Consider the following 16189-nt stretch of genomic DNA (forward strand, 5'->3'; position numbering starts at 1 on the left):
GGGTGGGGAAAGCCGAGAGAAGCGTCGAGAGGATCGCCGTTCGGGAGGCGGCGAAAGCCCTGCGGCGCGGCGCGCGGCGCGGTTCGAGCCGCCGCGGCCGCGGCCCTCGGCGGTGGATGCTCGGCGCGCTGCTGCTCATCGGATGCGCGGTCGCGGGAACCGTACTCGCAGCGGGCTTCCCCGATACCCCCTCCGGGGCGCCCTCTGCCCCGCCGCCCGTCTCCGGCCCGGTCTCATCGGACGCGCCGGAAGGCCCGGCGCCGGAGGACCCGGTGCGGGAGAGCCCATCGTCGGAGCCCGATCCCGAGCGCCCCGCGCCGGGAGACGCGCCGATCGCACCGGACACGGCCGTCGCCGTCCTCGACTCGTTGCCGGTGAAGGGCCGCGCGCCTAAGACCGGCTACGACCGCACGGGCGAGTTCGGCAAGGCATGGACCGACGTCGACGGCAACGGCTGCCGCACGCGCGAGGACATCCTGCGGCGCGACCTCGACGACGTCGTGCTCGACGGCGCGTGCAAGGTGATGAGCGGCACGCTCGTCGATCCCTATACCGGTCGCACCGTCGCGTTCGTGCGGGGCGAGCAGACCTCGGCGCTCGTGCAGATCGACCACGTCGTCGCGCTCTCCGACGCGTGGCAGAAGGGCGCCCAGGGGATCGGGTACGAGCGGCGCGTCGCCCTCGCGAACGACCCGCTCAACCTGCTCGCGGTCGACGGCGCAGCGAACTCGGCGAAGGGAGACGGGGATGCGGCGACCTGGTTGCCCGAGAACCGCGGCTTCCGCTGCGAGTACGTCGCCAGGCAGGTCTCGGTGAAGGCGGCCTACGGCCTGTGGGTGACGCAGGCGGAGCAGACGGCGATGCGGGGCGTGCTCGCCTCGTGCCCCGAGCAGCCGGTCGCGACGGCGGAATGACTGCGAGTGATCAGCCCGCGCGCTCCAGCAGCACCGCGACCTCGAGGTGACGCGTGTGCGGGAACATGTCGAACACGCGCGCCTCTCGCACCGCGAACGACGGCATGGAGGCGAGGTCCCTCGCCAGGCTCTCGGGATTGCAGCTCGAGTAGATCGCGTGCCGCGACGGCCCGCCGTCGAGCCACGCGCAGAGCTCGGGGCCGATCCCTCGCCTCGGCGGGTTCACGATGACGAGCTCGGGGATCTCCTCGCGCGGCGCTGCGAGCGCGAACGCGGTCGCATCGGCGGCCTCGAAGCGCGCATCGATGCCCGCCTCCCGCGCACTGCGGCGGGCCGACCGCACGGCTGCCTCCGACACTTCGACGCCGAGCACGCGGCGCGTCGCAGCGCCCGCCGCACCGACACCCGCGCAGTGCAGGGCGAAGCCGCCGACCCCGCAGTAGAGGTCCCACAGCGAGGAGGGATCGACGCGCGCCACCCACTCGGCGGCCTGCGCGTAGAGCGCCCGGGCCACCGCGGTGTTCGTCTGGAAGAAGCTCTGCGGCCGCAGATGCAGTGAGACGCCGTCGAGACGCATGTCGAGCGACGAGCCGAGCAGCAGCTCCTCGCGCTCTCCCTCGAGCACGGCCTTGTGCTCGGGCAGCAGGTTCACCGAGATCACGGTCGCCTCGGGAACCGCGCGCCTCAGCTCCCGGAGGCCGGAGCGCAGCCGCGCAAGGCCCTGCTCGCCTCGGGTGACGAAGCGCACCATGAGCGCGCCGTCCGGCGCCGCGGTCACGTGCACGAACTTCAGCTCGCCGCGCCGGCGCGGCACGTCGTAGGGTGCGAGGCCCGTGCTCTCGATGAACTCTGCGAGGCGAGGGATCGCAGCCCGGATCGCGGGCGACTGGATGAGGCAGTCGCGCAGATCGACGCCGGCCCCGTCCGGCCCGAGGATGCCGAGCGTGACGCTGCCCCGCCGCCCACCGACCACGAGCTTGGCCTTGTTGCGGAAGTCGCGCACGCCGCCGACGACACTCGGCAGCCATGCCGCCTCGGGGATCTCGGGCAGCAGCTCGCGGCAGCGGGATTCCTTCTCGGCGAGCTGCGCCTCGTACGGCGTCTCGATGAGCGCGCACGATCGGCAGGCCGCGGCCTCGAAGTAGTCGCAGCGCGGCGTCTCGAAGAGCATGTCCCGCGTGGCGCTCAAGCGGTGAGGCCCAACCCGTCCATGCGGCGGATGTGGTCGGCGATGAGCTCGGTGAAGACGGGCTCGACCTCGTCGGCGTCGAACTCGCGGTTCTCGCTCAGCAGCAGCACCGCGCGCGCGACGAGCAGGGTGTCTCCGACGAGACGGCGACCCCAGAGCGCGAGCCAGCTCGAGAGCTTCGGATCGTCTGCGAGGGCCTCCTCGAGGAGCTCCTTGAGCTGCGCTCGACCCGTGTCCTCGCCCAGGATCGCGATCGCCTCGCCGCGGTAGCCGTCCTTCAGCCCCGTCGCGAGGCTCGCGAAGAAGTCGTCGAACAGCCCGCCGACGAGGTAGAGCGAGAGCACGTGCTGGTGCCAGTCGCCCGTGTCGATGCGCTCGACGTAGGCCTCGATCACGCCGCTGAAGGGCTCCATCACCACGTGCGGCTCGTGACCGCGCCTGCGGATCTCGCCCGTCAGGCGGTGGTGCTTCGAGAGCGTCTCGCCCGCGACGTTCGCGAGCGCGTCCTTCGCCTTGAGCGTAGGGGCGCCTGAGACGCCGCGCGTGGCGGCCTCGTAGAGCTCGAGCTGGAGGTAGGCCGTCAGGCCGAGGAACGGCAGGATCCCCGGCGCGAACTCGGCCAGCTCCACGCGCTCGGCCTCGTTCGCCTCGCCGCGCGATCGTATCTTGCGCGCGGGCGCGCTCTTCCGGCGCAGCCCTCGGATCCACTCGAACACCCTGTCAGCTTACCTCCGGCTCGACCGCGGGCTGGAATAGACTGGCTCCCGTACGTTATTCGCCGCCATCGCCGCAGGAGCGACGGCCGCTGCGCCCCGATCAGATGCAGAGCGCAGCACCGCATCACAGAACAGGACGCAACGTGACGACCTTCCTCGAACTCGGGGTCGACCAGGACATGGTCGATTCGCTCGCAGACCAGGGCATTATCGACGCCTTCCCCATCCAGGAGCAGACGATCCCACTCGCCATCTCGGGTCAGGACATCATCGGTCAAGCCAAGACCGGTACCGGCAAGACCTTCGGTTTCGGTCTGCCTCTGCTGCAGCGCATCGGGGCGAACCCCGAGCCGGGCGTGCAGGCGCTCGTCGTCGTGCCGACCCGCGAGCTGTGCGTGCAGGTGTTCGAGGATCTCGAGCTGGCGGCGAAGAACCGCGGCGCCACGGTCGTGCCGATCTACGGCGGCAAGGCTTACGAGGGGCAGATCGAGCAGCTGAAGGCCGGTGCCCAGATCGTGGTCGGCACCCCCGGCCGCCTCCTCGACCTCGCGAGCCAACGCGTGCTGAACCTCGGCGATGTGCGCGAGATGGTGCTCGACGAGGCCGACAAGATGCTCGACCTCGGCTTCCTCGCCGACATCGAGAAGCTGTTCTCGAAGACGCCTCCCACGCGCCACACCATGCTGTTCTCAGCGACGATGCCCGGCACGATCGTCACGCTGGCGCGACGCTTCATGTCGAAGCCGATCCACATCCGCGCGACCGATCCCGACGAGGGTCACGTGCAGGCCAACATCGAGCACATCGTCTACCGCGCCCACTCGCTCGACAAGGACGAGGTGATCGGCCGCATCCTGCAGGCCGAGGGGCGGGGCAAGACCGTGATCTTCATGCGCACGAAGCGCGCCGCGGCGAAGCTGCAGGAGGAGCTGAACGATCGCGGCTTCGATGCGGCGGCGGTGCACGGCGACCTGAACCAGGATCAGCGCGAGCGGGCCATGGCGGCGTTCAAGGCGGGCAAGAAGGACATCCTGATCGCCACCGACGTCGCGGCGCGCGGCATCGACGTCGACGACGTCACCCACGTCATCAACCACACGGTCCCCGACGACGAGAAGACCTACCTGCACCGCGTGGGCCGCACCGGCCGCGCGGGCCGCACGGGCATCGCCGTCACCTTCGTCGACTGGGACGACCTGCACAAGTGGGCGCTCATCGACAAGGCGCTCGAATTCGGCACGCCCGAGCCGAAGGAGACCTACTCCTCCTCGCCGCACCTCTACACCGACCTGAACATCCCCGAGGGCTCGAAGGGCCGGCTCAAGGCGACTCCGGTCAAGGAGTCCGCGGGCGGGCGAGGCGGCAGGGGCGCTTCGTCCCGCGGCGAGGGCGCACGCGGCGAGGGATCCGAGCGCTCGGGCGAGGCGCGCAAGCGCACGCGCCGTCGCACCCGCAGCGCGAACCCGAAGGGTCCGGGCCGTCACGAATCGCACGGCCACGAGCAGCACGGTCACGACCAGGAGGGCGGCGGCGAGCCCGGCGCTCCCCTGCTGCAGGAGACGGGCGAGGGATCCGCGCCGCGCCGCCGACGCCGTCGCCGCCGGAGCGGATCGGGGCAGGCCGGGGCTCAGGGCGAGTCGTCGCAGGGCTCGGAGACGCCGCAGGGCGAGGCCGCCTCGGAGTAGTCGGCGGTTCCTCGCCGCGCCCGCTCGCCGTACCGGGCTCGCCGTACCGCCGGGCGCGGGATCCCTCGCCGCCGGGCGCCGCGATCGCGCACGCCCGGCTAGCGCGGCACGGCCACGTTCTCGCGGATGCGCGCGACGATCGCGGGGTCGCTCGTGCGCTCCCCCAACCGATTCGGCTTGCCCGCGCCGTGGTAGTCGCTCGCGCCGGTGACCTCCAGGCGCAGCTCCGCGGCCGCGCCCTCGAGCGAGGGAAGCCAGTCGGCGCGGTTCTCGGGATGATCGAGCTCGACGCCTCCCAGGCCGACCGCCGCGAGCGCTGCGAGATCGGCGGCGGGCAGCGGTGCGCTCTGCCTGGCTGCGGCGGGGTGCGCGATCACGGCGAATCCTCCGGCCGCGCGCACGAGACGGATCGCCTCGGCCGTCTCGATGGCCTTGGTGCCCATGTAGTAGGGCGAACCCGGGAACAGCACGGCCTCGAACGCGGCGCTCCGGTCGACGGCGTAGCCTGCGGCCACGAGCGCGTCGGCGATGTGCGGGCGCCCCACGGTGCGGGCGTCGTCCGCTCCGACCACCTGGTCCCAGGTGATCGCGTAGTCGGCGGAGAGCCGCCGCACCATCTCACGCGCACGGGTGACCCGGGATTCCCGCACCTCGGCGAGCGCCGCGAAGAGCTCACCGGCCTCGGGCCTGATCCCGTAGCCGAGCAGGTGCCGCGAGCGCCCCCGGAACTTCGTCGTGATCTCGATGCCGGGCAGGAAGTCGACGCCGGCATCGCGGGCGGCCTCACGGGCCTCGCCCCAACCGTCGATCGTATCGTGGTCGGTGAGCGCGAACCCCGCGAGCCCGAGCTCCGCGGCCTCGCGAGCGATCTCGCCCGGTCTCGTCGTGCCATCGGAGCACACGGAATGCGTGTGCAGATCAAAGCCCAACGGTGTGCCGGTTCCTCCCATTCCACCAGTCTACGACCGGAGGGGCGCGGGACTTCGCCATGCGAGGCGGAGCCCCGGAAGGGCGGGCCGACGCGGAGATCGGCGCCGGCCCTCCTCGTGCCGACTACTGCGCGGTGTAGCCGCCGTCGACGAGGTGATAGCTGCCGGTGACGAAGGACGCGGCGTCGCTCGCGAGGAAGGCGACGAGCTCGGCGACCTCCTCGGCGCGCCCGAGGCGTCCCATCGGGTGCAGGGAGATGAGGTGCTGCCTCGTGGCATCGTCCGCGTCCTTGAGCAGCGGCGTGTCGATGTAGCCGGGGCCGACCGAGTTCACGCGCACGCCGATGGGCGCGTTCTCGAGGGCGGCGGTCTTCGTCAGGCCGACGACCGCGTGCTTGCACGCGACGTAGGCGGGCGATCCGGGACTGCCCACACTGCCGAGGATCGAGGCGATGTTCACGATGGATCCGCCCGACCCCGCAGCGGTCATGGCCCTCGCCTGCGCGCGGGTGCCGCGGAAGACCGCGTTCAGATTGATGGATACCACCTTCTCCCAGTCGTCATCGCCGTAGTCGACCGTGGGAGCGACCCTGCCGCCGATGCCCGCGTTGTTGACGCCGATGCGCAGCGTGCCGAGCTCCTGGGCGGCCCGGACGGTCTCGTCGACGACGTCGGTCGCCGAGGCGTCGCCGACGACCGATACGGCGCTGCCGCCGGCGGCCTCGATCTCGGCGACAACGGCGTTCGCGGCCTCGGCGCTCAGATCCTGCACGACGACCTTCGCTCCGTTCGCCGCGAGCAGCAGGGCGACGGCCCTGCCGATGCCGGATCCCGCTCCCGTGACGATCGCCGAGCGGTCTGAGACCTCGTATGCAGCCATGTGGGATACCTCCTTCTGCTCCGGCCCGTTCGGTCGGGCCCGGGCTCCCCAGGCCACGCCCCGGATGCGGGGCGCACGCAAGCTCGGTACGCCTGGAATCGCTCGGCACCTCACTGCGCGGGCGGCGAGGCTCGAGCCCGGGCGGGTGGGAAGATGGAGGGATGAACGAGCAGCCCACCCACGATGCGCGGGTCGATCACAGCAGTCGCAGCACGACGCCGCGCTCCGGCGGTTTCCTGGAGTACATCTCATCGCACTGGGCGGAGCGAGACGAGCCGCTCCCCGACCCGATCGCGGCCGCGCCGTACGCGGCGGCGCGGCGGCGGGCTCTCGGCGCCCGCTTCCCCGGCCGACGCATCGTGATCCACGCGGGTGCGATGAAGCAGCGCTCGAACGACACCTTCTACCAGTTCCGGGCGCACAGCGCGTTCGCCCACCTCACCGGATGGGGTTCCGAGAGCGAGCCGGGCGCTGTGCTGGTGCTCGACCCGGTCGGCGAGGGATCCGCGTCCGGACACGACTCGGCCGATCCCTCGCCCACTCACTCGGCGACGCTCTACTTCCGAGAGCGGGCCGGGCGCGACAGCGACGAATTCTTCGCGAACCCCGAGATCGGCGAGTTCTGGATCGGCCCCCGACCCTCGCTCGCCCAGGTGTCGGCGCTGCTCGGCATCCGCACGGCTCCGCTCGAGACCTTCGTCGCCGAAGAGGACGACTGCACGCTCGACGACCCCGAACTCTCCCGCGAGACCTCGGAGATGCGACTGGTGAAAGACGCGTTCGAACTCGCCGAGATGCGGGCCGCGGTCGAAGCCACCGCGCGGGGCTTCGACGAGGTGCTGGCCGCGCTTCCGCGGGCGAGCGCGCACCCGCGGGGCGAGCGGGTGGTCGAGGGCGTCTTCAACCAGCGCGCCAGGCTCGACGGCAACACGGTCGGCTACGAGACGATCGCGGCCGCGGGTCCGCACGCGTGCACGCTGCACTGGATCCGCAACGACGGCGCCGTGCGCGACGGCGAGCTGCTGCTGCTCGACGCGGGCGTCGAGCTCGACAGCCTGTACACGGCCGACATCACGCGCACCGTGCCGGTGTCGGGCACCTTCTCGGAGCCCCAGCGCCGGGTCTACGAGGCCGTGCTCGAGGCGGCCGATGCGGCGCGCGCCATCGTGCGGCCCGGCATCCGGTTCGGCGACGTGCACGACGCCGCGATGGCGGTGATCGAGCGGCGCACGCGCGAGTGGGGCCTGCTGCCCGAGCCCGTCGAGGGAGAATCCGTCGCCTACCACCGCCGCTACATGGTGCACGGCACGAGCCACCACCTCGGGCTCGACGTGCACGACTGCGCCCAGGCGCGGCGGGAGATGTACCTCGACGGCGTGCTCGAGGCGGGCATGGTGTTCACGATCGAGCCGGGCCTGTACTTCCAGCCGGACGATCTGACCGTGCCCGAGGAACTGCGCGGCATCGGCGTGCGCATCGAGGACGACATCGCAGTCACCCCCGACGGCTGCGAGAACCTCTCGGCGGCGATCCCCCGCACGGCCGACGCGGTCGAAGCGTGGGTGCGGGGCGCCCGGGGCTGAGCAGATCCGCGCAGCTCACCGCGTGAGCGGCCGTGCGCGGCGACCCCCTCAGCCCAGCATCTCGAGAGCGGCCTGGGCGGCGTTGTGGCCGCCGATGCCGCTCACGGCCCCGCCGCGCCGTGCGCCCGAACCGCACACGAGCAGCGTCGGGAGGTCCGTCGAGACGCCCCAGCGCGCGGCGGGGGTGTCGAGCGGCTCGCCGTCCTCGGCCCAGGGCCACGACAGCCCGCCGTGGAAGATGTCGCCGCCGATCATGCCGAGCGACTCCTCGAGGTCGAGCGTCGTGCGCGCCTCGATGCAGGGCGTGCCGTCGGGCGCCGTGTAGAGGCAGTCGGCGATCGGCTCGGCGAGCACGGAGTCGAGCGACCGCTGCGCCGCGGCGAGCAGCTCCTCGCGCAGCGCATCGTTGTCGCCGCGCTCGGCGAGGGCGTGCGGCACGTGCAGGCCGAAGAGTGTGAGCGTCTGGGCCCCCTCGGCGCGCAGCTCGGGGCCGAGGATCGAGGGATCGGTGAGCGAGTGGCAGTAGATCTCGGCGGGCAGCGGATCCGGGAGGGATCCCTCGGCCGCTCGCCCGTACGCGCCCTCGAGCTGTGTGAGCGTCTCGTTGATGTGGAAGGTGCCGGCGAACGCGGCCGAGGGATCGACCCGCTCGTCTCGCAGCTTCGGGAGCCGCTTCAGCAGCATGTTGACCTTCACCTGCGCGCCCGCGGGCCGCTCGGGGGCGCCGGGCACGCGCGCGGCGGGGGCTCCGCCCGCGACGAGCAGGCGTTCGAGCACTGCGGGGCCGACTCCGCTCATGACGATGCGGCCGCGCACGGATCCCTCGTCCGATGCGTCGGAGAACCGCACCTCGCCGTCGGCCGTGACCGCGGAGACCTCGAGGCCGGTGCGCAGCTCGGCACCGGCCTCGCGGGCGACGCGCTCGAGCTCGCCGCTCACGCGTCCCATGCCGCCCACCGGCACGTCCCAGTCGCCCGTGCCGCCGCCGATGACGTGGTAGAGGAAGCAGCGGTTCTGGTCCAGGGAGTCGTCGTCGGCCGAGGAGAAGGTGCCGATGAGCCCGTCGGTCAGCGCGATGCCGCGCGCGATGTCGCTCTCGAGCGACGAACGGATCATCTCGCCGAGCGGGCGCTCGAAGAGCTGCTCCCAGAGCTCGTCGTCGCCGACGAGCTCGCGCACCTGGGAGCGGGTCATGAGCGGGTCGGTGACCGTCGGGAAGAGGCGCTGCGCGAGCGGGGAGAGCCGCTCGTAGAAGGCGGCGAAGCGGTCGGCCTCGGCGCGGTCGCCGGTGACCCGCTCGAAGGACGCCGCGGTGGCCTCTGCGTCGCCGTTGTCGACGAGCACGCCCCGGCTCGGGTCGGAGGGGTCGGGCGTGTAGGAGGAGTAGCGCCTGCGGCTCAGCTCGATGCGCAGACCGAGGTCGTCGACGATGCGCTGCGGCAGCAGGCTTACGAGGTAGGAGTAGCGGGAGAGCCGAGCGTCGAGACCGGGCCAGGGCTCCTCGGAGACGGCGGCGCCGCCCAGGTGGTCGAGTCGCTCGAGCACGAGCGCGCTCTTACCCGCCCTGGCCAGGTATGCGGCGGCGACGAGGGCGTTGTGCCCGCCTCCGACGATGACGACATCGTGCGTGTGATCCGGGGATGCTGCGGTCATGGGCAACAGCCTATCGCCGGTCGGGGCCTTTACCGCGCCAAGATCCCGAGATACAATCGTTACATTGTGCCTGCTTCCTCCATCGCCCGCCCGCACCCCTCTCCGCTCCCCTGGGCGCGGGTCCGCGGTGTGGCGGCCGCCTCGGCGGTCGTGGTCTTCCTCGGCAGCGCGATCATGGCGCCCTTCTCGATGACGGGCGCCCTCGCCGACGGGGGCGCCGCCGGCTTCGAGCGTCAGGCCTTCACCGCCGGCGCTGCGTCCGAGCAGGCCGTCGACGTCGAGGTTCCCGCTGTCGACACGGCGAAAGCAGCGGCCGCCGTGCCGGGCGGGGCGGCTTCGGGCGCTCTCTACACGCTCGAGGAGTTCATGTTCAGCGGCGTCGTCAACTGGGGCGGCTACAAGTTCACCTACTACAGCCAGCAGGTGCTGCCCGGCTCCGGCCTCGACATCCCGGGCCGTCACGTCAACGAGGGGGGCTTCGTGAGCGACGCCGACGGCTACCTCGTGCTCGCGGGATCGGCGCCCAAGGGCACCGTCTACGAGACGCCGTTCGGCGCCCCGGGCAAGATCTACGACCGCGGCACCACGGGCAACCACCTCGACGTCTACATCCGCTGACGCGTCGGGCCCGGCGCCCTCACGTTCAGGCGTGACACCGCGCTCGCGCTACGCGGGCTCCTCGCCGTCGACGTAGACCCAGCGCCCGTCTTCCGCGCGGGAGAAGCTGCTGCGCTCGCGCTGCTCGAGTCTGCCTCCGGGGGTGCGCGCAACGGCGGTGAAGGTCACGCGCCCCTCGCGGTCGAAGGGACCGCCCGCCTCGACCGCCTCCACGAAGAGCCGCCTCCAGGCGATGGTCGGGTCGAGTTCGAGCGAATCGGGTCGGGTTGAGGGATCCCACGTGGAGAGCAGGTAGTCACCGAGCCCGAGGGCGAAGGCGCTGTACCGCGAGCGCATCAGACGTTCGGCGGTGGGAGCTGCTGCGCCGTCGTGCAGCGGCAGGCAGCAGGCGCCGTAGGGCTCGCCCCTTCCGCAGGGACAGGGATGCGTCGCGTCCATCCCTCCAGCGTAGCCGCGCGGACGGGGCGCAGCTCGAGCGGAACGCAGCTCGAGCGGGACGCAGTGCGCGCGCCGACGAGCGCACCGGCGGACGGCCGCGGCGCGAATCCGGGATAGGATGGTGGCATCGGCGCCACGCGCCCCCTGACACTCGCGAGGAGACAACGTGAAGATCCGCACCCGCATCGCCGCAGCCGTGACCGTAGCGCTCGCCTCGGTGTTCATCGGCGCCCCCGCCTTCGCGCACGACGGCCACGGCACCGAGTCGATGTTCTCGAGCGCCGGCCACCCGGTCGACGTCGTCGCGGTCTCGATCGTCGGCGTGGTGATCCTCGCGGTCGTGCTCATCGGCTCGACCCTCATCGGCAATCTCTTCGAGAAGAAGCAGTAGCAGTCCGGCAGCGGCGGCACCCGGGCGGTACCAGAGGTAACCGGGAGACGGCGTCGTGATCGATCTGCGTCAGTTGCAGGCGCTCAGCGCCGTGGCGGCCGAGGGATCGGTGGCGCGCGCAGCCCTGCGCCTCGGTTGGAGCCAGCCGACGGTCGACTACCACCTCCGCAACCTCGACCGGCTCGTCGGCGTGGAGCTCACGACGCGCAGTACGCGGGGCAGCCGCCTCACCGCCGCCGGCACCCTCATGCTCGAACGGGGCGAGGAGATTCTGAACCTCGCCGATCGCGCGGTCACCGACGTGCGCGATCTCGCCCAGCTGGGCCGCATCAGGTTGCGTTTCGGCACCTTCCCCACCGCGGCCGCGCGCCTCCTCCCCGGCATCGTGAGCCGGGTGTCCGAGCTGGGCATCGAGCTCGACGCCACGCTCGAAGAGCTCGCGCCGCTCGTCACCGGGATCAATCAGCACACCCTCGACGCCGCGCTCGTCTACACCGCGGGCGGCTACCAGCTGCCGTTCCGTTCCGAGGTTCACACGACCCACGTGTTCACCGACCCGATGCTGCTCGCGCTGCCGGCGAACCACCCGGCCGCCAGACACGCGAGCTTCGACCACGATGCGTTCATCGGTCTCGCCAGGGATTCGTGGGTGATGGGTTCCACACCCGGCGACACCCTCGACGATCTCGTGCGCGAGGTCTTCCACGCCGCGGGCCACCCGAGCGTCAACGTCGCGATCCGCACCGACGACTACTCCGTGGTGCTCGGTCTCATCTCGGCGGGGCTGGCCGTCGCACTCGTACCGAGCCTCGTCGGCAACAATCCGCCCGACGGCGTCGTGCTGCGGCCGATCGACGATCCCCGCTTCACCCGAGAGCTGCTGCTCGCGGCGCCCGCCGGCCCCGGAGGTCCCTCGGCCGCCGTGCGTCAGCTGGCCGAGGTGGTCCGCCGCTCGATCGCGGCGCTCGGGTAGCCCCGGCTCTTGCCGTGAGGCCACCCGAACGGCGTCAGTGACCGCCCGCTCCGGGCTCCTGGTCGGCAGGCTTCCGAATGAAGAACGCGAGCACGACCGGCACCACCGCGATGCACGCGGCGACGAAGAACGCGGCGTGGGCACCCGGCTCCCCCGCCACCGCCGTCGGCACGCCCTTCGCCTCTCCCGTGTGCAGGAACACCGAGTAGATCGAGATCAGGACCGCGGTGCCGGCTGCACCGCCGACCTGCTGCAGCGTGTTGAGCGCGGCGGAGCCGTGCGAGTACAGCGAGCGGTCGAGGGATCCGAGCGAGGCCGAGAACAGCGGGGTGAACGATCCGGCGAGACCGAGCGACATCAGGATCTGCACGATCATGAGGAACCAGGTCGGCGTGTCGGTACCCACCGTCGAGTAGACGAACATCGAGACCGCGATGAGGATCGTACCGGGCACGAGCAGGGTCTTGGGGCCGCGGGCATCGTAGATGCGGCCCATGACCGGGCCGAGGAGGCCCATGAGGATCGAGCCGGGCAGCAGCACCAGACCGGCCGCAGTCGGTTCGAGGCCCGCGACGTCCTGCAGATAGAGCGGCAGCAACGAGAAGGTGCCGAACATCGACAGCGCGACCACGCCCATGATGATCACGGCGACCACGTAGTTCCGCGAGGTGAACACCCGCAGGTCGAGCAGCGCGTCGTTCTTCTTCTGCAGTACGAGCTGGCGCCACACGAAGAGCGCGAGGAACACCAGCCCGCTCGCGATCACGGTCCAGGGCAGGGCTCCGCCTCCGGCTCCGCCGTGGCCGCCGAGCTGGCTGAGGCCGTAGACGATACCGCCGAAGGCGAGGGCCGACAGAACGATGGAGAGCACGTCGATGGGAGCGCTGGTGGTCTCGCCGAGGTTGGTCATCCACTTCGCGCCGAGCGCGAGGGCGACGACTGCGATGGGCAGGATGATGCCGAACAGCCAGCGCCACCCCAGGTGATCGAGCACGACGCCGGAGAGCGTGGGGCCGAGCGCCGGAGCGAGGCTCATGACGAGGCCGACGCGCCCCATCATGCGTCCACGAGAGTTCGGCGGCACGACGTTCATCATGGTCGTCATGAGCAGCGGCATCATGACGCCGGTTCCCGCAGCCTGCACGATGCGGCCGACGAGCAGCAGCGAGAACCCGGGGGCCACGAGGCAGATCGCCGTGCCGAGCACGAACGAGCCGATCGCCGCGAGGAACACCTGTCGAGTCGTGAAACGCTGCAGCAGGAAGCCCGTGGTCGGGATCACGACCGCCATCGTCAGCATGAACGCGCTGGTGAGCCACTGCCCGAGCTCCGGTGGGATGCCGAGGGTGTGGTTCAGCGAGGGGATCGCGATGGCCATCGTCGTCTCGTTGAGGATGGCGACGAAGGCCGCAGCGAGCAGAAGCCAGATGACCCGCATGCCTGCGGGATCGATACCGGCGGAGCGGTCGGGGGCGGAAGGGGTGTCGAGGGGCTTCTCGGCAGTTTCAGACATAAGAGGTTTATCTTACACCTGTTTCGCCGATCCCGCGGGTCGAGCGAGCGAAGCGAGTCGAAACCCAGCAGCCCCGACGGTTTCGACTCGTCGCAAGCTCCTCGCCGGGCCAGCGGAGTGGGGCTCCGTCAATCGGTGGGGCGTTCACCTTTCTTCTCGGTCTGCTTCGCGGCCTTCTCGGCCTCCTCCGCAGCCTCCGCCTCGGCACGCTGCTGCTCCCACTGCGCGCACGCCGTGACCGGGTCGGCGGGAAGGCCGAGCACCGCGCGCGCCTCCGCGGCGGTCGTTCCGACCTCGGCCGAGTCCTTCCAGGCGTAGCCGAGCACGTCGTCGATCGGCATGGCGGCCACCTTCGCCGCCTGCTTCGCATCCGAGCGCAGCGTTTCCCGAACGGCCGCGATCTCATCGGTCGCGTCATCCGGCCAGGCTCGGTCCTTGGGCTCGAGCTGCTTCGCCGCCTCTTCGCTCGCCTTCCCGACCGCGCGCATCGCCTCCGCGAAGTCGTCGGTGCCCGTCTCACCCCGGGTCTGGGCGATGCGCAGGCGGTCGATCTCCACGTCGACAGCGCCCCAGGCCTCGTTCACGGGACAGACGGCGTCGAGGTACAGCCCGCCCGCCTTGGTAGCGGAGAGCACCTCGACCTCGGGTTCGGCGGGCGTCTCGGGCTCCGGCGCGCAGCCGCCGAGCACGAGCAGCAGAGCCGCCCCGGCCACGACGGGCAGAGTCTTCCTACGCATCCCCTCAGAATACCTCGGCCGACGCGGTCGGCCGCGCTAGGGTGGCGCCATGGCCAGATACCGGGACGAGGATCAGGCGGCCGCCGACGGCATCCGCATCGTGCACGAGCCGGAGCGCAGCAGATATGCGGCGTTGCGGGGATCCGGTGACGACGCGCTCCTCATCGGGGAGGCGCACTACACCCTGCTCGGCGACGATGCGATCGACTTCGACCACACCGTGGTGACTCCTCCCATGCGCGGCACCGGCGTCGCAGGCCTGCTCGCGCAGCGCGCCCTCACCGGCGAGGCCGCACGGGGGCGGCGGGTGCGAGCGTCCTGCTGGTTCATCGCGGGGTACCTCGGGAGACACCCCGAGCTGCTTGATGACGAGGGCCGGCCGACGCGCTGAACCCACCGGCTCGGCGCACCGATTCGTCAACCCCGCCAACGCCCCGGGCTCGACCGACACCACGAGTTCGACCGAAGACTACTTCTCCTTGCGGATGCGCTTCCGGACCTTCGACGGCTTCTCGCCGCGCTCCTGGAGCAGTTCGGTCAGGTCGTGCTCGATGAGCTGCTGGATGCGCTCGTCGCGATGGCTGCGATACTCCTCGTCGTGCCCGCCGCTGTAGTAGGGGTGCGTTGCGCGCTCCTTCAGCGAGTCGCCGATCTCGCCCCAGGCGAGATCGCGGGCCCGGGCGGCGGTCTCGGCGAGATACTGCTCGTCCGCGCAGCGCAGGCGCAGCTCGGCGGCGACGCCCTCGTAGACCTCGAGCCGGTGCCGCAGCGTGCGGCTGTCGTCATTGCCGTAGTCGGATTCGCTCCACGAGCTGCGCCCCGTCTCGCGGATCTCGCCGATCATCCGCGAGATGTGCTTCGCGTCGCGCTCGCGCTCCTCAGCGAGCGCCTCGGTGGCCGAACGCACCATCTCCACGATCTGCGCCTCGTCGTAGTCGATGTTGCGCTTCAGCGCGTTCATGATGATGTCGTTCTTCACCGTCATGCGCACGGCGACGTCGGCGACCATCAGGCCCTGCTCGACGATCTCCTCGACGGGGGCCAGCACTCGGCGCGGCAGGCGTCGCGAGCTATGCCCGCCACGACGCTTGCGTTTCTTCGACCAGCCGAACACGGCACTCCTCCCGGGGCGCACATGCGCACCTCGATCCATTATCGCCGATACTCACTCCGCACGGGCACAGGAGTGTGAGAGAATCGAGTGAGGCCCCGCGAACCGGGGCGCGGACGAGGGAGCTGTACCCGCACACTGACGACGGCCGGAAGGATGATCGTCATGTCCATCGCATGGGTGCTCCTCATTCTGAGCGGCATGCTCGAGGCGGTCTGGGCGACCGCGCTCGACGCCTCTCACGGTTTCAAGCGGCTGCGGCCGACCCTCCTCTTCGTCATCACCTACATCGCGAGCATGGCCGGGCTCGCCTACGGCATGTCCGAGATCCCCGTCGGCACCGCCTACGCGGTGTGGGTGGGCATCGGGGCCGTGCTCACCGCGGCCTGGGCGATGATCACCCGCAAAGACCGGGCGACCGTGCTGCGCGTCGTCCTGCTGCTGGGGCTCATCGCCTGCGTCGTCGGCCTGAAGGCGGTGAGCTGAGATGGCGCGCGCGGAGAAGACGCCGACGGGCGTGCACTGGGTCGTGCTCATCGTCAGCGCGGCGCTCGAGGCGCTCTGGGCGATCATGCTCGACGAGTCGCACGGATTCACGAGGCTGCTGCCGAGCCTCGTGTTCGTCGTCGCCAACGTGCTCAGTCTCGTCGGCCTCGGCTATGCGATGCGCGGCCTCCCCGTGAGCGTGGCCTACGCGATCTGGACCGGGCTCGGCGCCGCCCTCACCGTCGGCGCGTCGTTCGCGCTGGGCACCGAGGATCCCTCGCCCCTCAAGATGCTCTTCCTCGCGGGAATCGTCGGGTGCGTGATCGGCCTCAAGTTCGCAGGCGACCCGAAGCCGCGCACCGAGGCAGGCTGA

Annotated in this window: 18 protein-coding genes; 9 read left to right on the plus strand and 9 right to left on the minus strand. The window is 71.1% G+C overall.

All coding sequences use genetic code 11. The annotated features are described in order from the left end of the window. Positions 1 to 2 precede the first annotated feature (2 nt). Positions 3 to 914, plus strand: coding sequence for an HNH endonuclease family protein (locus J4H91_RS00035; protein WP_341783357.1), 912 nt, complete (start codon positions 3 to 5; stop codon positions 912 to 914). A 10-nt stretch (positions 915 to 924) separates the two neighbouring features. Here J4H91_RS00035 and J4H91_RS00040 read toward each other — a convergent pair whose 3' ends face one another. Further along, positions 925 to 2085, minus strand: a complete 1161-nt coding sequence (locus J4H91_RS00040) for a methyltransferase domain-containing protein (protein ID WP_208044561.1) — start codon at positions 2083 to 2085, stop codon at positions 925 to 927. Between the two features lie 14 nt (positions 2086 to 2099). After that, a complete protein-coding gene (locus tag J4H91_RS00045) occupies positions 2100 to 2819 on the minus strand; it encodes a ferritin-like fold-containing protein (protein WP_208044209.1) in 720 nt (239 codons plus the stop codon). A 179-nt stretch (positions 2820 to 2998) separates the two neighbouring features. On the opposite strand from J4H91_RS00045, the gene J4H91_RS00050 reads away from it, so the two are divergent. Continuing rightward, on the plus strand, positions 2999 to 4504 hold the full coding sequence (locus tag J4H91_RS00050; RefSeq protein ID WP_243752483.1) for a DEAD/DEAH box helicase: 1506 nt from the start codon (positions 2999 to 3001) through the stop codon (positions 4502 to 4504). A gap of 98 nt (positions 4505 to 4602) precedes the next feature. On the opposite strand, the gene J4H91_RS00055 is transcribed toward J4H91_RS00050, so the two are convergent. Together J4H91_RS00055 and J4H91_RS00060 are read right to left on the minus strand one after the other, a co-directional pair. Next, the gene (locus J4H91_RS00055; protein ID WP_208044211.1) at positions 4603 to 5454 is read right to left on the minus strand and encodes a PHP domain-containing protein; all 852 of its coding nucleotides are present in this window, start codon (positions 5452 to 5454) and stop codon (positions 4603 to 4605) included. Positions 5455 to 5557: 103 nt separating this feature from the next. Beyond that, positions 5558 to 6313: an SDR family NAD(P)-dependent oxidoreductase gene (locus J4H91_RS00060; RefSeq protein WP_208044212.1), complete on the minus strand. Its 756-nt coding sequence runs from the start codon at positions 6311 to 6313 to the stop codon at positions 5558 to 5560. A 161-nt stretch (positions 6314 to 6474) separates the two neighbouring features. Here J4H91_RS00060 and J4H91_RS00065 point away from each other — a divergent pair, with 161 nt between their 5' ends. Further along, positions 6475 to 7896 carry an aminopeptidase P family protein gene (locus J4H91_RS00065; RefSeq protein WP_208044213.1) on the plus strand — a complete coding sequence of 474 codons (1422 nt, stop codon included), beginning with the start codon at positions 6475 to 6477 and terminating at the stop codon, positions 7894 to 7896. Between the two features lie 48 nt (positions 7897 to 7944). Here the strand turns inward: J4H91_RS00065 and J4H91_RS00070 are convergent, their stop codons facing one another. Then, positions 7945 to 9549, minus strand: a complete 1605-nt coding sequence (locus tag J4H91_RS00070; protein WP_208044214.1) for a phytoene desaturase family protein — start codon at positions 9547 to 9549, stop codon at positions 7945 to 7947. A gap of 66 nt (positions 9550 to 9615) precedes the next feature. Between J4H91_RS00070 and J4H91_RS00075 the strand changes: the two genes are divergently transcribed. Beyond that, positions 9616 to 10167, plus strand: coding sequence for a hypothetical protein (locus J4H91_RS00075; RefSeq protein ID WP_208044215.1), 552 nt, complete (start codon positions 9616 to 9618; stop codon positions 10165 to 10167). A 48-nt stretch (positions 10168 to 10215) separates the two neighbouring features. Here J4H91_RS00075 and J4H91_RS00080 read toward each other — a convergent pair whose 3' ends face one another. Further along, positions 10216 to 10605 carry a YchJ family protein gene (locus J4H91_RS00080; protein WP_208044216.1) on the minus strand — a complete coding sequence of 130 codons (390 nt, stop codon included), beginning with the start codon at positions 10603 to 10605 and terminating at the stop codon, positions 10216 to 10218. Positions 10606 to 10771: 166 nt separating this feature from the next. Between J4H91_RS00080 and J4H91_RS00085 the strand changes: the two genes are divergently transcribed. Together J4H91_RS00085 and J4H91_RS00090 are read left to right on the plus strand one after the other, a co-directional pair. Further along, positions 10772 to 10996: a hypothetical protein gene (locus tag J4H91_RS00085; protein ID WP_208044217.1), complete on the plus strand. Its 225-nt coding sequence runs from the start codon at positions 10772 to 10774 to the stop codon at positions 10994 to 10996. A 55-nt stretch (positions 10997 to 11051) separates the two neighbouring features. Continuing rightward, positions 11052 to 11969 carry a LysR substrate-binding domain-containing protein gene (locus tag J4H91_RS00090; protein ID WP_208044218.1) on the plus strand — a complete coding sequence of 306 codons (918 nt, stop codon included), beginning with the start codon at positions 11052 to 11054 and terminating at the stop codon, positions 11967 to 11969. A 34-nt stretch (positions 11970 to 12003) separates the two neighbouring features. Here J4H91_RS00090 and J4H91_RS00095 read toward each other — a convergent pair whose 3' ends face one another. Next, complete coding sequence (locus J4H91_RS00095) at positions 12004 to 13482, minus strand: MDR family MFS transporter (RefSeq protein WP_208044219.1); 1479 nt, start codon at positions 13480 to 13482, stop codon at positions 12004 to 12006. Between the two features lie 128 nt (positions 13483 to 13610). Beyond that, entirely contained in the window at positions 13611 to 14219 is a 609-nt protein-coding gene (locus J4H91_RS00100) for a hypothetical protein (RefSeq protein WP_208044220.1), read from the minus strand. Positions 14220 to 14268: 49 nt separating this feature from the next. Between J4H91_RS00100 and J4H91_RS00105 the strand changes: the two genes are divergently transcribed. Beyond that, positions 14269 to 14610 (plus strand): GNAT family N-acetyltransferase, encoded by a 342-nt coding sequence (locus J4H91_RS00105; RefSeq protein ID WP_208044221.1) that lies wholly within the window; start codon positions 14269 to 14271, stop codon positions 14608 to 14610. A 78-nt stretch (positions 14611 to 14688) separates the two neighbouring features. On the opposite strand, the gene J4H91_RS00110 is transcribed toward J4H91_RS00105, so the two are convergent. Then, a complete protein-coding gene (locus J4H91_RS00110; RefSeq protein ID WP_208044222.1) occupies positions 14689 to 15333 on the minus strand; it encodes an asparagine synthase in 645 nt (214 codons plus the stop codon). A gap of 168 nt (positions 15334 to 15501) precedes the next feature. On the opposite strand from J4H91_RS00110, the gene J4H91_RS00115 reads away from it, so the two are divergent. Beyond that, positions 15502 to 15816 carry an SMR family transporter gene (locus J4H91_RS00115; RefSeq protein WP_208044563.1) on the plus strand — a complete coding sequence of 105 codons (315 nt, stop codon included), beginning with the start codon at positions 15502 to 15504 and terminating at the stop codon, positions 15814 to 15816. Position 15817: 1 nt separating this feature from the next. Next, positions 15818 to 16189, plus strand: a complete 372-nt coding sequence (locus J4H91_RS00120) for a DMT family transporter (protein ID WP_208044223.1) — start codon at positions 15818 to 15820, stop codon at positions 16187 to 16189.

This window comes from Leucobacter ruminantium, from assembly GCF_017565705.1.
GTDB lineage: Bacteria > Actinomycetota > Actinomycetes > Actinomycetales > Microbacteriaceae > Leucobacter > Leucobacter ruminantium.